The sequence below is a fragment of the Rhodococcus sp. GXMU-t2271 genome (genome assembly GCF_041414735.1).
Taxonomy (GTDB): Bacteria; Actinomycetota; Actinomycetes; order Mycobacteriales; family Mycobacteriaceae; genus Rhodococcus; species Rhodococcus indonesiensis.
On the sequence record NZ_JAUIZP010000006.1, the window covers coordinates 1 to 14,460 of the forward strand.

At 70.9% G+C, this 14,460-nt stretch carries 13 protein-coding genes; 11 read left to right on the forward strand and 2 right to left on the reverse strand.

Features of this window, described 5'->3' with window-relative positions; translation table 11 throughout:
- The first annotated feature begins 319 nt into the window (after window positions 1–319).
- Both serB and QYS60_RS03305 read left to right on the forward strand, forming a co-directional pair.
- On the forward strand, window positions 320–1,534 hold the full coding sequence (gene serB / locus QYS60_RS03300) for a phosphoserine phosphatase SerB (protein ID WP_193788801.1): 1,215 nt from the start codon (window positions 320–322) through the stop codon (window positions 1,532–1,534).
- 73 nt (window positions 1,535–1,607) lie between these two features.
- Complete coding sequence (locus QYS60_RS03305) at window positions 1,608–2,384, forward strand: peptidyl-tRNA hydrolase (RefSeq protein ID WP_371382483.1); 777 nt, start codon at window positions 1,608–1,610, stop codon at window positions 2,382–2,384.
- On the opposite strand, the gene glgX is transcribed toward QYS60_RS03305, so the two are convergent.
- Window positions 2,385–4,499, reverse strand: a complete 2,115-nt coding sequence (gene glgX / locus QYS60_RS03310; RefSeq protein ID WP_289378610.1) for a glycogen debranching protein GlgX — start codon at window positions 4,497–4,499, stop codon at window positions 2,385–2,387. It lies immediately after the preceding gene.
- 96 nt (window positions 4,500–4,595) lie between these two features.
- Here glgX and QYS60_RS03315 point away from each other — a divergent pair, with 96 nt between their 5' ends.
- The 7 genes from QYS60_RS03315 (at window position 4,596) to QYS60_RS03345 (ending at window position 10,779) form a co-directional block, all read left to right on the forward strand.
- Window positions 4,596–5,429, forward strand: coding sequence for an ABC transporter ATP-binding protein (locus tag QYS60_RS03315; protein ID WP_040782650.1), 834 nt, complete (start codon window positions 4,596–4,598; stop codon window positions 5,427–5,429).
- A gap of 819 nt (window positions 5,430–6,248) precedes the next feature.
- A complete protein-coding gene (locus tag QYS60_RS03320) occupies window positions 6,249–7,076 on the forward strand; it encodes an NUDIX domain-containing protein (protein ID WP_289378579.1) in 828 nt (275 codons plus the stop codon).
- A gap of 10 nt (window positions 7,077–7,086) precedes the next feature.
- The gene (locus tag QYS60_RS03325; RefSeq protein ID WP_289378580.1) at window positions 7,087–7,866 is read left to right on the forward strand and encodes an enoyl-CoA hydratase/isomerase family protein; all 780 of its coding nucleotides are present in this window, start codon (window positions 7,087–7,089) and stop codon (window positions 7,864–7,866) included.
- A gap of 52 nt (window positions 7,867–7,918) precedes the next feature.
- Window positions 7,919–8,890 carry a class I SAM-dependent methyltransferase gene (locus QYS60_RS03330; RefSeq protein WP_289378583.1) on the forward strand — a complete coding sequence of 324 codons (972 nt, stop codon included), beginning with the start codon at window positions 7,919–7,921 and terminating at the stop codon, window positions 8,888–8,890.
- A gap of 1 nt (window position 8,891) precedes the next feature.
- The gene (locus QYS60_RS03335) at window positions 8,892–10,049 is read left to right on the forward strand and encodes a class I SAM-dependent methyltransferase (protein WP_371382440.1); all 1,158 of its coding nucleotides are present in this window, start codon (window positions 8,892–8,894) and stop codon (window positions 10,047–10,049) included.
- 56 nt (window positions 10,050–10,105) lie between these two features.
- A complete protein-coding gene (locus tag QYS60_RS03340; protein WP_017680832.1) occupies window positions 10,106–10,402 on the forward strand; it encodes a helix-turn-helix transcriptional regulator in 297 nt (98 codons plus the stop codon).
- Window positions 10,399–10,779 (forward strand): VOC family protein, encoded by a 381-nt coding sequence (locus QYS60_RS03345; RefSeq protein WP_003936958.1) that lies wholly within the window; start codon window positions 10,399–10,401, stop codon window positions 10,777–10,779. The genes QYS60_RS03340 and QYS60_RS03345 overlap by 4 nt, the downstream gene beginning before the upstream one ends.
- Before the next feature lie 7 nt (window positions 10,780–10,786).
- On the opposite strand, the gene QYS60_RS03350 is transcribed toward QYS60_RS03345, so the two are convergent.
- Complete coding sequence (locus QYS60_RS03350; RefSeq protein WP_371382441.1) at window positions 10,787–12,088, reverse strand: PQQ-binding-like beta-propeller repeat protein; 1,302 nt, start codon at window positions 12,086–12,088, stop codon at window positions 10,787–10,789.
- A gap of 97 nt (window positions 12,089–12,185) precedes the next feature.
- Between QYS60_RS03350 and QYS60_RS03355 the strand changes: the two genes are divergently transcribed.
- Window positions 12,186–12,947: an acyltransferase gene (locus QYS60_RS03355; protein WP_010596600.1), complete on the forward strand. Its 762-nt coding sequence runs from the start codon at window positions 12,186–12,188 to the stop codon at window positions 12,945–12,947.
- Between the two features lie 13 nt (window positions 12,948–12,960).
- The gene (locus QYS60_RS03360) at window positions 12,961–14,451 is read left to right on the forward strand and encodes an amidase (RefSeq protein ID WP_289378588.1); all 1,491 of its coding nucleotides are present in this window, start codon (window positions 12,961–12,963) and stop codon (window positions 14,449–14,451) included.
- Window positions 14,452–14,460 lie beyond the last annotated feature (9 nt).

A 14,460-nucleotide genomic window follows, 5' to 3' on the forward strand; every position in this document is an offset into this window, starting at 1 on the left:
CCGCTCCGAGCGGCCCGCGTTCGAGCTGCACTACCCGCACATGGTGGACCGCATGCGGGCCGAAGCCCACGTCGGCCCGGGCAGCAACAAGCACAACCATGTGGCGCTGAGCGAGGGTGCCGAAAGGACCCCCGCCGACCGCTGATCCGTCCCTCGGATCGACGCCTCCCGAGGCCCCGCCCGTCCCCGACGGGCGGGGCCTCGTGCGTCCTACCGAAAGGACCCCTGCTCACTCGGCACCCCGTTCACCTGCCACAATGGGTGGGCAAGTGCCGCGACTGACGAAGGATCGGAGACGTAGGTGGCGTCTGACACCGCGATGCTGGTGACTGTGACGGGGCCGGACCATCCCGGCGTGACCTCGGTGCTCTTCGCGGCGCTCACCCGGCACGACGTCGATCTGCTCGACGTCGAGCAGGTCGTGATCCGAGGCAGGCTCACCCTCGGGGTGCTCGTCTCCTGCCCGGCGGATCCCGACGCGCTGCAGGACGAGATCGAGGCCGCCATGGCCACCATCGGCATGCACGCCCAGGTACAGACCGGAGTCGAACCGGGTATCGGCTCGTCCGTGTCCACACACGCCCTCGTGGTCCTCGGCAGCCCCGTCAGTGCCCGAGCCCTGCGCTCGGTGGGCCGTGAGCTTGCACGGCAGGGCGCCAACATCGACTCCATCCGGGGAATCGCCGACTACCCGGTGACCGGACTCGAACTCATGGTCACCGCTGCCGACCCCGGCGCCGAGGCCGACGTCCGACTGCGCGCAGGGCTCGCCGAGGTGGCCGCCGGCCTCGAGGTCGACATCGCCGTGGAACGCGCCGGTCTCGCCCGTCGTTCGAAGCGGCTGATCGTGTTCGATGTCGATTCCACCCTCGTCCAGGGCGAGGTGATCGAGATGCTCGCCGCACACGCCGGCGTGGAGGACAAGGTCCGCGCTGTCACCGAGGCAGCGATGCGCGGCGAGATCGACTTCACCGAGTCGCTGAACCAGCGGGTCGCCACCCTCGCCGGCCTGCCCGCATCGGTCATCGACGAGGTCGCCGAGAACCTCGAACTCACCCCGGGTGCCCGGACCACCATCCGCACATTGCGGCGTCTCGGGTTCCGCTGCGGCGTCGTCTCCGGTGGCTTCCGCCAGGTCATCGACGGTCTCGCCCACGAACTCGAACTGGACTTCGTCCGGGCCAACACGCTCGAGATCGTCGACGGCAAGCTCACCGGCCGCGTCGTCGGCGAGGTGGTAGACCGGGCTGCGAAGGCACGTGCCCTGCGGGAGTTCGCCGCCGAGGCCGGCGTGCCGATCGAGCAGACCGTCGCCGTCGGCGACGGCGCCAACGACATCGACATGCTCGGCGCGGCCGGACTCGGCATCGCGTTCAACGCCAAGCCGGCACTGCGGGAGGTCGCGGACACGGCTCTGTCCCACCCGTACCTGGACGCGGTGCTGTTCGTCCTCGGCGTCACCCGCGACGAGGTCGAGGCCGCCGATCGGGTCGACGGCACACTGCGCCGCGTGCCCCTCGACACCGGTGCCTGAAACGACCGCACCGCACGGTGCCGACGTCGCGGCAGGCCACGGTGCCGGCGTGGTGGCTCGCCACGGTGCCGATGTGGTGGCTCGCCACGGTGCCGATGTGGTGGCTCGCCACGGTGCGGATTTCGTGGCTCGCCACGGTGTCCTCACCCGCGGCTACGGGCATCGACCCGACCCGGACGACCCTGGGGCAGTGCTCGCGATGCCGATTGTGCTCCACATCCCCAAGCAGGATCCGCCCGCCCGGAGCGCACTCCTCGAGGCCGCTGCGATGGCGACGGTCGCGTTGTGCCTGGACCCACGCGTCGGGACCGGACCGGACGGCGAACCAGGACCGTGGCGCGAGTCCTATCTCGCGTGGACCGATGCGCGAATCCGCAAGGTCAGCCGCCGTGCCCGCGGCGCCCAGTGGCGCGCCGCGCAGGAGGTCGACGGGATCACCGTCGAACACCGCGGGGCGCAGGCCCGCGCGCTGGTCCCCGGGCCCGTGGGACTTCTGGATCCCCGCATCTCGAGGCTGCAGATCGGCGGCACGGATCTGCCGCACGACACTCCGGACGATCCGCCCGCCGGCGTTCCGGTGCTGTGGATCGATGCTGCGCTCGACATGACCGTCGGGAAGGCCGCGGCGCAGGTCGGCCACGCCGCGATGCTGTTCGCCGGGAGCCTCGACGCCGAGCACGCCGGCGCCTGGGCCGAGTCCGGTTTCGTGTGTGCCGTGCGTGACGCCGACCCCGTCCGGTGGCGGCACCTGACGAAGCGGGTAGCGGACGGCACTGCCGTGGCGGTGCGCGACGCCGGCTTCACCGAAGTGGCTCCGGGGTCGGTGACGGTGATCGCCGTCCCGGGCTGATCACGTCGTGATTCTGAAAACCAGCAGGGTCGGCCCCGTCACCGGCAGTGTCGAACCGGCGGGCAATGGTGTGAGGTCTGCGGGTTCTCCGTCGACGGAGCTCGAGTCGAAGACGCACACCATCTCGCCGCGGTACCACTCGGCGCGGCCGAGTGTGACGGTGGCGGGTCCGCCCGCGTGGAGCACGAGCAGACCACTGCTGTCCGCCAGCGGGACGCCCGCGCGGGTGACCGTGCCCAGCTGGGAGCCGTCCACCCAGGCCTGCAGCGTCCGCCGGTCTTCGTCGAGCCAGTCCGCATCCTGCATTTCTCGCCCGTCCGCGCCGAACCACACCAGGTCGGGGTACCCGACCTGACGGGCCCGGCCGTCGAAGAATCGGCCCTGCCGCAGCACCGGGACCACCTTGCGCAGACGCAACGCCTGCCGCACGAACTCCACCAGGTCCCGGTCCGCGTGCTCCCAGTCGAGCGGCCAGGCGTCGCGGACCGGGACGTCGGCAGGCACACAGTAGGCATTGTTGTTGCCGCCCTGGGAGTGCCCGAACTCGTCCCCGGCGAGCAGCATCGGGGTGCCGGTCGACAGCAGCAGGGTCGCGAGGAGCGCACGCACGTGTCGGGCGCGGGCAGCCACGACGAAGGGGTCGTCCGTGGGCCCTTCGACGCCGTGGTCGACGGATTCGTTGTTGTCACTGCCGTCCCGGCCCTGCTCACCGTTGGCCTCGTTGTGCTTGCGCCGGTAGCTGACGAGGTCGGCCATCGTGAAGCCGTCGTGCGCCGTGACGAAGTTGATCGACATCCACGGGCGGCGGGTGTGCCGGCCGTAGAGGTCCTCCGAGCCCGCGAGCCGGGAGGCGACTTCCCGGATTCCCGCCCCGCGCGCCCAGAAGCGCCGTACCGAGTCGCGGTAGCGATCGTTCCACTCCGACCACTGGGGACCGATGTTGCCGAGCTGGTAGCCGGGCAGGGTCGCGTCCCAGGGTTCGGCGATCAGCTTGAGCCGGGTGAGGACAGGATCGGTGGTGATCGCGGTGAACACGGCCGCGCGGGGGTCGAAGTCGCCACCCCGGGGGCGGGCCAGTGCACTGGCAAGGTCGAACCGGAAGCCGTCCACGCCCATTTCCGTGGCCCAGTACCGCAGGCTGTCGCAGATCATCCGCACCGCTACCGGGGAGCTGCCGTCGACGGTGTTGCCGCATCCCGTCAGATCGATGTCGTGGCCGGTGGCGTCGAGGAGGTAGTAGCCAGGCGCGTCGAAGCCACGCCAGGACACGTGCGGGCCGTCGACCGACCATTCGCAGGTGTGGTTGTAGACAACGTCGAGGATCACCTCGAGCCCCGCTGCGTGCAGCGCGTCGACCATCGTCCGGAACTCCGCGATCTCGTTGCCGGGCGTGGTCGCGTAGCCCGGGTGCGGTGCGAAGTACGACGCCGTGGAGTAACCCCAGTGGTTACGCATGCCGCGGATCCGTACGGGTGGCTCGGTGAGGAAGGCGTGCACGGGTAGGAGTTCGACGGCAGTGACACCGAGGCCGACGAGGTAGTCGAGGACGGCGGGCGCCGTCAGTCCCAGATAGGTGCCACGCCACTGTTCGGGAACATCGGGATGGCGGGCGGTGTAGGAGCCGACGTGCAGTTCGTAGATCACCGTCTGCTCCCACGGGGTGCCCGGGCGGTCGTGCCGGGACGCGGTGGGGGTGCCGGTCACCACCGACAGCGGTGTGTGGCCGAGCGAGTCCACGGTCGATGCCTCACCGAACGGAGTGCGTTCGTAGCCGAGGAGGCGGCTCAAGTCGCCGATGTCGCCGGTCAGCTGCCGGCCCCACGGGTCGAGCAGCAGCTTGTGCGGGTTGGCGCGGAGCCCGGTCCGGGGCTGCCACGCACCGTGCACGCGGTATCCGTAGCGCTGGCCCGGGCGGACTCCCGGCACCTCGCCGTGCCAGATGCCGTACGTCTTGTCCGGCAGGTCGATGCGGTCCTCGCGACCCGCGTCGTCGATCAGGCAGAGCTGGACGCGGCTGCCGTGGGGCGCGTGCACCGCGAACCGTGTCCCGTCGTCGCCGGGGAAGGCGCCCAGAGGAAAGGGACCGGCGCCGGACCGGGCGACGGCAGGACGCACCGACGGCTCGCCGGGTGCCGGTGAGGGGTGCGGAGAAGACGAGGGGTACGACACGGAAGCGATCCTGCCGTGAACCGGGCTCGCGCGTACGCAAAGATGGTCGGCGTGGCCAAACCTGATCCCGATCTGCTCATCGAATTCGACGACGTGCTCGTGCGGCGGGGCGGCAACGTCCTCGTCGGTCCCGTGTCCTGGAAGGTGGAACTCGACGAACGTTGGGTGATCCTCGGACCGAACGGTGCGGGTAAGACGTCGCTGCTGAGAGTCGCTGCGGCTGAGACATTCCCCACATCGGGGACGGCGCACGTACTGACGGAGACGTTCGGGAAGACCGACCTGTCCGAGCTGCGACCTCGGATCGGGATGTCGTCGTCGGCGCTGGCGAACCGCGTCCCGTCCGACGAGAAGGTCGTGGACCTGGTGATCTCTGCGGGGTACGGCGTGCTCGGGCGCTGGCGCGAGCGGTACGACGAGATGGACAACGCCCGTGCCGTGGAGATGCTCGAAAGCCTCGGCGCCGAGCACCTGGCCGACCGCACCTACGGCACCCTCTCCGAGGGGGAGCGCAAGCGCGTCCTCATTGCCCGCGCGTTGATGACGGATCCGGAACTGCTGTTGCTCGACGAGCCCGCGGCCGGCCTGGACCTCGGGGGGCGTGAGGAGCTCGTGGCGCGGCTCGGTGTGCTGGCGGCCGATCCGGACGCTCCGGCGATTGTGCTGATCACCCATCATGTCGAGGAGATCCCGCCGGGCTTCACCCACGCGATGCTCCTCAAGGAGGGGCAGGTGGTTGCGCAGGGTCTACTCGACGACGTGATCACGGGCGAGAACCTCAGTGAGGCGTTCAGTCAGGCGATCGCCCTGGACAAGGTGGACGGCCGGTTCTTCGCGCGCCGCAAATACCAGCCCGGGCGGCACCGCCGCGCGTAGCGCAGCGGAGCCGCGGTCGAGGACACTGCCGCGCGTAGCGCAGCGGAGCCGCGGTCCAGGACACTGCCGCGCGTAGCGCAGCGGAGCCGCGGTCCAGGACACTGCCGCGCGTAGCGCAGCGGAGCCGCGGTCCAGGACACTGCCGCGCGTAGCGCAGCGGAGCCGCGGTCCAGGACACTGCCGCGCGTAGCGCAGCGGAGCCGCGGTCCAGGACACTGCCGCGCGTAGCGCAGCGGAGCCGCGGTCCAGGACACTGCCGCGCGTAGCGCAGCGGAGCCGCGGTCCAGGACACTGCCGCGCGTAGCGCAGCGGAGCCGCGGTCCAGGACACTGCCGCGCGTAGCGCAGCGGAGCCGCGGTCCAGGACACTGCCGCGCGTAGCGCAGCGGAGCCGCGGTCCAGGACACTGCCGCGCGTAGCGCAGCGGAGCCGCGGTCCAGGACACTGCCGCGCGTAGCGCAGCGGAGCCGCGGTCCAGGACACTGCCGCGCGTAGCGCAGCGGAGCCGCGGTCCAGGACACTGCCGCGCGTAGCGCAGCGGAGCCGCGGTCCAGGACACTGCCGCGCGTAGCGCAGCGGAGCCGCGGTCCAGGACACTGCCGCGCGTAGCGCAGCGGAGCCGCGGTCCAGGACACTGCCGCGCGTAGCGCAGCGGAGCCGCGGTCCAGGACACTGCCGCGCGTAGCGCAGCGGAGCCGCGGTCCAGGACACTGCCGCGCGTAGCGCAGCGGAGCCGCGGTCCAGGACACTGCCGCGCGTAGCGCAGCGGGAGCCGGCAGGTGGATGAGTCGTGGGTCACGTCATGCCGTAACTTGTGCGTATGGCTATCGAACGTTCGGGAGAACTCGCGCCGGCGGTGCCGCTCAAGGATGCCTCGACGGTGATCCTCGTCCGGGACGGCGACCGTGGCGTCGAGGTGTTCCTCCTGCAGCGCGTGCGCGGCATGGCGTTCGCGGGCGGCATGACGGTGTTCCCCGGAGGCGGCGTCGACCCGTCGGACAGCGCTGCAGCGGTGGCGTGGGCGGGCCCGCCGGTGCGGTGGTGGTCGGAGCGGTTCGGCACCTCCGAGAGTCTGGCACAGGCGCTCGTTCTCGCGGCGGTGCGCGAGACGTTCGAGGAGTGCGGCGTCCTCCTCGCCGGTCCTACGCCGGACACTGTGGTGGCGGACACGACCGCGTTCGGTCCGGCACGTCGGCAGCTCGAGGCTCGGGAGTTCACCTTCGGCGAGTTCCTCGAGCGCGAGGGCCTGGTGCTGCGGGCGGACCTGCTGCGGCCGTGGTCGAACTGGATCACGCCGGTCGGGGAGGGCCGTCGGTACGACACCAGGTTCTTCGTCGCGGCGGCCCCGGAGGGACAGATCGCCGACGGTGACACGAGCGAGGCCGACGCGGTGCGGTGGCAGACTCCCCAGGAGGCGATCGCGCACTGGCAGGACGGTGGGAGCGTGCTGCTGCCCCCGACCTGGAGCCAGTTGACGGCATTGTCGCGGTTCGGTTCGGTCGCGGAGATCCTTGCTGCGGAACCGCAGATCACGCCGATTCTGCCGACCCTGGTCACGGGGGACGGAGAACTTCGGGTGGAGTTCCCCGAGCAGGACGGGTACTACGAGGCGGGGCCGCATCCGTGGGCCGCCCGGGGCGCCAACTAGCCTGTGCCTCATGGCTGAATTCGTGACACTCGAGGTCTCCGACGGTATCGGCACCATCCGGCTCGACCGGCCGCCGATGAACGCACTCAACCGCCAGGTTCAGGAGGAGATCCGGGCAGCTGCGCGCGAGGCGACGGTCAACTCCGACGTCAAGGCCGTGATCGTCTACGGCGGAGAGAAGGTGTTCGCGGCCGGCGCGGACATCAAGGAGATGGCGGAACTGAGCTACGTGCAGATGAGCGAGATCATCGCGGACCTGCAGTCGGCGCTCGGGTCGGTGGCGGACATCCCGAAGCCGACGGTCGCTGCGATCACCGGCTATGCGCTGGGAGGCGGTCTGGAACTCGCACTGGGTGCGGACCGGCGGATCGCCGGCGACAACGCGAAGGTGGGCGTTCCGGAGATCCTGCTCGGCATCATCCCGGGCGGCGGTGGAACCCAGCGCCTGGCTCGCCTGATCGGCCCGTCCAAGGCCAAGGACCTCGTGTTCACGGGCCGCTTCGTCGGCGCGGACGAGGCTCTGCAGATGGGACTGGTCGACGAGGTCGTCGCCCCGGACGAGGTGTACGCCGCGGCGCGCACGTGGGCATCGCAGTTCACCCGGGGCGCCACCCGCGCACTCGCGGCGGCGAAGGCGGCGATCGACCAGGGTCTCGATACCGACCTGGACACGGGCTTGAAGATCGAGCAGCACGTCTTCGCGGGTCTGTTCGCCACGAAGGACCGCACGATCGGCATGGAGTCTTTCGTGGCCAACGGTCCGGGGAAGGCCGAGTTCGTCGGGGAGTAGCACCCCGGAACTGGAACTTGTTCACAGCTTACCGATGGGTAGGATGCCCTTCATGACTGCAAGCAGGACCGACGGGGCCGACCCCGCGCCGAACCCGCACGCCACTGCCGAGGAGGTTGCGGCCGCCCTCCAGGACACCAAGCTCGCACAGGTGCTCTACCACGACTGGGAGGCCGAGACCTACGACGAGAAGTGGTCGATCTCCTACGACGAGCGTTGCATCGACTACGCGAAGGGCCGTTTCGACGCGGCCGCCGGCGAGCAGCCCCTTCCGTACGAGAGGGCCCTCGAACTCGGTTGCGGCACCGGCTTCTTCCTGCTGAACCTCATGCAGGCCGGAGTCGCGCGGACCGGGTCGGTCACCGATCTGTCGCCCGGCATGGTCAAGGTGGCGCTGCGCAACGCCGAGCATCTCGGCCTCGAGGTGGACGGCCGGGTGGCCGACGCCGAGACGATCCCGTACGACGACGACACCTTCGACCTCGTCGTCGGGCACGCGGTGCTGCACCACATCCCCGATGTCGAGCAGTCGTTGCGCGAAGTGCTGCGGGTGCTGAAGCCGGGTGGCCGGTTCGTGTTCGCCGGCGAGCCCAGCACGGTCGGGAACTTCTACGCGCGTTGGCTCGGCCGTCTCACGTGGGAGGCCACCACGACCGTCACCAAGCTGCCGTTCCTGCGGGAATGGCGGCGGCCGCAGGCCGAACTCGACGAATCCTCACGTGCCGCGGCGCTCGAGGCGGTCGTCGATCTGCACACTTTCGACCCGTCGGACCTGGAACGGATGGCGGCCTCGGCCGGCGCGGTGCAGGTGAAGGCCAGTAGCGAGGAGTTCGCGGCGGCGCTGTTGGGCTGGCCGGTCCGCACCTTCGAGGCCGCGGTGCCCGCGGAGAAGCTGGGCTGGGGCTGGGCGCGCTTCGCGTTCGGGGGGTGGCGGACGCTCAGCTGGGTGGACGAGAACGTCCTCAGACACGTCGTCCCGCGCAGCTTCTTCTACAACGTCATGATCACCGGCGTGAAGCCGTAGGGTGGGATACGCGTTCACCCTCGCCGACGTCGCGTACCTGCGTTCGGCGCAGGGGGCGGCCGATCTCGCGGAGGTGGCCGCCCGGGAGCTGTCCACGCGTACGCGCCTGGTCGATATCGACTGGGCGCGTACGCGTTTCGCTGACAGGACCGCTCCGCTGATCGAGACCGTGCTGTTGCGCCGCAAGGCGGTCGCGAAGCTGCCCGCCGCCGGTGGCTGGCTGTCGACCGACGACGCGCTGCAACAGGCGACGCCGGCACCCGTCGCCGCGCACCGGGCACACCGGCTCGCCGGCCGGCGGGTTCACGACGTGACGTGTTCGATCGGGGCGGAACTCGCGGCCCTGGCCGGAGTCGCCGAGATGGTGATCGGCAGCGACGTCGACCCGGTTCGTCTGGCGATGGCCGAGCACAACGTTCCCGGAGTGGCGCTGGTCCGTGCCGACGCGCTGCGGCCGGTCACCCGTGGTACCACCGTGATCGCCGATCCGGCCCGTCGTTCCGACGGGCGGCGTACCCACGATCCGGCGGCACTGATGCCGCCGCTGCCCGACCTGCTCGACGTCTATGCCGGGCGCGACCTGGCCGTCAAGTGCGCCCCGGGGCTGGATTTCGAGGCGCTGGACTGGGCAGGGGAGGTCGAGGTGGTGTCGCTCGACGGGGGTGTCCGTGAGGCGTGCCTGTACTCGCCGGGTCTCGCGGCGCCGGGTGTGCGTCGACGGGCGAGTGTGTTGCGTTCGGATGGTGCCGGGTTCGAGATCACCGACGCGCAACCGGACGAGCTTCCCGAGCGGGAACCGGGGGAGTGGATCGTCGATCCGGACGGGGCGATCGTGCGCGCGGGACTGGTGCGGCACTACGCGGCCGCGCACGGTCTGTGGCAACTCGATCCGCGCATCGCGTATCTCACCGGCGACGTACTCCCTGCGGGCCTGCGCGGATTCCGCATCCTCGATCGGCTGAAGTACTCGGAAAAGTCGCTGCGGCAAGCCCTTTCGTCGATGGACTGCGGGGTGGCGGAGATCCTCGTGCGGGGGGTGGACGTCGATCCGGCGGTGCTCCGGCCGCGTCTCAAGCTCCGTGGTCCGCGGTCGCTGAGCGTCGTGTTGACGCGGATCGGCCGCACCCCGACGGCATTCGTCTGCGAGCCCAGTCGCTGAGTTCGCCCGGCGAGATCTCGTGCGACCATTGATATGCAAGCAAACACTTGCGTATCATGGGCGGTGTGGTCGACGTCTTCAAAGCGCTGGCGGATCCGACCCGCCGGGCCATCCTCGACGAGCTCGTCGAGCGGGACGGGCAGACGTTGTTCGAGCTGTGCACCCGGCTGATCTCGCGGCACGGTCTGGGTTCGTCCCGGCAGGCGATCTCGCAGCACCTGGCAATCCTCGAGGAGGCCGGTCTGGTCCGGACCCGTCGGGAGGGGCGATCGAAGTTCCACCACGTGGACGTCGCACCACTGCACGGCCTCGCCGACCGATGGACGGTCGCGCAACGAAAGGAGTCGCAGTGAAGGTCACTCTCACCAGCGTCCTGGTCGACGACCAGGACAAGGCGCTCGCCTTCTATACCGATGTCCTGGGCTTCGTGAAGAAGACCGAGATCCCCCTGGGCGAGGCGCGGTGGCTCACCGTGGTCTCGCCGCAGCAACCGGACGGGCCGGAAGTGGTGCTCGAACCCGACGGGCATCCCGCCGTCCGCCCCTTCAAGGAAGCCCTCGTCGCCGACGGCATCCCGTTCACCTCGTTCGCCGTCGACGACGTGCACGCCGAGTACGAGCGGCTGCGCGGCCTCGGGGTGCGGTTCACCCAGGAGCCTCTCGAGATGGGCGGCATCACCACCGCCGTATTCGACGACACCTGCGGCAATCTCATTCAGATCGCCGGCTGAGCGCGGGTCAGCGGAGCACGTACACCTCGCCCGGCAGGGTCGTCGTGACGAACTCACCGGCCGGCCCGACCGCGGTGCCGACCGAGAATCCGGCTGCACCGGGCAGGGTCTCCTCGTCGAGGGTCTCCCCGCTCGCGGCGTCGAACACGAGGGCGGCCAAGCCGTCGTCGGCACGGGCCACCGTGTACCCGGTGCCGTCGGCGGTCAGCGCCGGCACTCCCAGTTGACGCACGTCGCCGCGGCGCCACACGGTTTCGGCCGCCTCGCCGGTGTCGCGCAGCGCGACCAGGTCCCCGGTCCGGCCTCCCGGTGCGAGGACCAGCAGTCCCTCGGCTGACACCGCGGGGCCGGCGGAGGCCACGTACCCGAGGTCGTGACTCCACCGGGGCGCACCGGACCCGGCGTCGAGGGCCCACAGGGCTCCCTCACCGTCGTGCACGTACACCGTTGCACCGTCCGCGGACAGCACGGGACTGGTGGCCGCGCCGCCCGGCAGCTCCGTCTGCGACCATTCCTCGACCACGCGCGCATCGTCGCCGCCGGTGTAGCGCATCGACACGACAGCCGCTCGATCGGCGCCGGGCCGCCACAGCGTCACCAGAATCCGGCCGGTATCGAGATCGACCGCCGGGGTGGTGGCCACCGGGCAGTCCTCCGATCCGCCGAAGCAGGCGGCCAGACCGTGGTCGTTCGGCAACCGAGGCACGTTCGCCCCGTCCGTCACCGCGGGAGTGGGCACGAGGTCGAAGATCGGTGCCGCGTGCTTGCCGGTCTGCGGGTCGAGTACGTTGACCTGCCCGAAATGCGTGACGAACACCAGGTTTCCGTCACCGGTGAACTGGGCGGTTCCCGGCGTGCCGCTCACCGGAATTCGCCACCGCCGCTGGCCGTGCTCGTTGAACGACACCATCGCGCCCTCTTCGCCGACGTAGATGTTGGCCACACCGTCGACGGCGGGAGTCACCCCGGCGACCCCCGGCGCCAGGCGGGTGCACCAGCGCTTGCGGCCGGTGTCGATCTGGAACGAGACGAGGTTGCAGCCCACGGTGGTCGCGCCGGTGACGAAGATCTGCCCGTTGGCTGCGACGCTCGCCGGGGAGGTGACGGCGCCGCCGAGCGGACGCGACCACGCGGGCGCGACGTCGCGCAGCCCGTCGGCCTGCGCGGTGCTGCTGTTGCGGGCGTCGGCGTACCGCCCCGGCCAGGCCCCGGCGGCGAAGACGTCGACCGGGCCGCTGCTGCTGCCGCATCCGGTCAGCACCAGTGCCGCCGAGGTCGTCAGCATCACCGTCCGCAGGGCAGCCCGCATCACTCATCTCCTCGCCGTGGCTCGAATGACCCGATGTGCCACACTATCGGGCCGGGTGGCGCACTCCGCGCACGAGGCGGACCGTACGCTGGCAACCATGACGAGCATGTGGGGCGCACCGTTGCGTACGAGGTGGCGCGGGTCCCGGCGACGGGACCCCGACCAGGCCCGATTCCTGACCGTCGCCTCGCTGCGATGGGTGCTGGCGCACAAGGCGTACACGCCGTGGTATCTGGTCCGGTACTACCGTCTGGCCAAGTTCAGGCTCGCCAACCCGCACGTCGTGCTGCGCGGCATGGTGTTCCTCGGCAAGAACGTCGAGATCCACTCCACCCCGGAGCTGTCCAGGCTCGAGATCGGGCGGTGGGTGCACATCGGCGACGGCAACGCCATCCGCTGCCACGAGGGGTCGCTGCGCATCGGCGACAAGGTGGTCTTCGGCAAGGACAACGTCGTCAACACCTACCTCGACATCGAGATCGGCGCCTCGACGCTCGTCGCCGACTGGTGTTACATCTGCGACTTCGACCATCGCACCGAGGACATCACCTATCCGATCAAGGACCAGGGGATCGTCAAGGGCCCGGTGCGCATCGGACCCGACACCTGGATCGCGACGAAGGTCACGGTGCTGCGCGGCACCCGCACCGGACGCGGCTGCGTCCTCGGCGCGCACGCGGTGGTCAAGGGCGACATCCCGGACTACAGCATCGCGGTCGGCGCGCCGGCCAAGGTGGTCAGGAACCGCCGCACGGACTGGGAGTCCGGCGCCGCCGACCGCGCCGCCTATGTCGCCGCGCTCGAGGACATCGCGCGCAAGAAGGCCGGACGCGAACCGGCAGCGGAACCCGGTTCCTGACAGGAGCCCTGCGATGGACTACGCCGACTACCGCCGCTACGACGCCGTGGGGCTCGCCGAGCTCGTCGCCCGTCGTGAGGTCACGCCACACGAACTGCTCGACGTGGCTCTCGCCCGCCTCGAGGCAGTGGAACCGACGCTGAACGCCGTCGTGCGCCGGCTCGACGAGCAGGCGCGCCGCCGGGCCGGTGAGCCGCTCGAGGGGCCGTTCGCGGGTGTTCCGTTCCTGGTCAAGGATCTGCTCCAGGACATCGCCGGGTTACCGACCGGCAGTGGGAGCCGGTCCCTGGCGACGCTGCCCGCCGCGCGCAACGCGGTGGTCGTCGACCGTTGGCTGGGCGCGGGCCTCGTCGTGTTCGGCAAGACGAACACCCCGGAGTTCGGGACGAAGGGGATCACCGAGCCCGAGGCGAACGGCCCTACCCGCAATCCGTGGAATCCCGCGCACACGCCGGGTGGGTCCTCCGGCGGGTCGGCGGCGGCGGTCGCCGCCGGCGTGGTCCCGGCGGCCGGCGCGAACGACGGCGGCGGCTCGATCCGCATCCCTGCCGCCTGTTGCGGTCTGGTCGGCCTGAAGCCGGGCCGGGGCCTGGTGCCGAGCGGTCCCGCGGTGGACGAGGACCGGCACGGGGCGGTCAGCAACGGAGTCGTCACCCGGACGGTGCGCGACGCGGCAGTCATGCTCGACGTCCTGGCCGGCGCGGACCCGAACGGGCCCTATCTCGCGGCGGTACCGCAGGAGTCGTACGCCTCCGCGGCGAGCGTCCCCCCGAGGGCGCTGCGCATCGGATTCGCGACGGATTCGCCGATCGGCACCGGGGTCGACCCGGAGGCCGTCGCGGCGGTCGAGGACGCCGCGGCGCTGCTCGACGGGCTCGGCCACGTCGTCGAACCCGCCGCGACGGGGATCGACGAGCGACGGTTGTCCACCGACTGGCTGACGATGTGGTTCGCCTGGCTCGCCGCCGACGTCCGGCAGGCGCGCCGCAGCACCGGGTGCGCGCCCGACGCGTTCGAGCCGGACACGCGGTTCCTCGCCGCGCTCGGCGACTCCGTCCGACCCTCGGACTATCTCGCTTCGCTGCGCCGGTGGAACGGGTACACGCAGCAACTCGGCGACTTCCACGAGCGGTACGACCTGCTGCTCACCCCGACCCTGGCGTATCCGCCGGCGCGCGTGGGGGAACTGGCCACGCCGCCCGCGCTGCAGCGGGCCGCGCGCCTGATCGTGACGGCGCGACTCGGCCGTGCGGCGCGGTGGGCCGGGCTGATGGACCGCATCGTCGACGAGAACCTGGCCCGGACGCCGTACACCCAGCTCGCGAACATCACTGGGCGCCCGGCGATTTCGGTGCCACTGCACTGGACCGCGGCGGGATTGCCGCTGGGCGTGCAGTTTCTCGGGCCGCTCGGCTCGGAGGGGCTGCTGCTCTCGCTCGCGGGCCAGCTCGAGCAGGCCCGCCCCTGGGCGCACCGCGAACCCCCGCTGCTGCCGGCCCGGTGAGGCGGGCCG